The 309-nt window shown below is 58.9% G+C and carries 1 protein-coding gene; it reads right to left on the reverse strand.

Annotated elements, in window-relative coordinates; translation table 11 throughout:
- Window positions 1-296, reverse strand: a 296-nt coding sequence (locus A6E06_RS19460) for an Ig-like domain-containing protein (RefSeq protein ID WP_255312115.1), incomplete at its 3' end; no start/stop codon positions are given.
- Between the last annotated feature and the right edge of the window lie 13 nt (window positions 297-309).

Below are 309 nucleotides of genomic sequence, written 5' to 3' on the forward strand. Positions count from 1 at the left end.
GTCGCCGTATCGACATCGCCGTCCGCGTCTTTCACGTCGTAGTCGAAGCTGATGTCGCCATTGAAGTCAGCCGCCGGCTCGAACGTCATCGTGCCATCGGCCGCGATAACCACGCTGCCATTGTCCACGCTGATGGTTTGTGCAGACCCTGTTAACGCCACGCCGTTGATCGACGTGATTTCAAGACCACCGTCTGGCGCACTGTCGTTAGCCAGTAGGCTCAGCGCCACGCTGCCATCTTCAAGCACCGTCACGCTGTCGTTGACTGCATCCACTGGATCGTCTTGTGCTGTCACGCTCACGCTCACA

The organism is Aliivibrio sp. 1S175, assembly GCF_001690985.1.
Classification (GTDB): Bacteria; Pseudomonadota; Gammaproteobacteria; order Enterobacterales; family Vibrionaceae; genus Aliivibrio.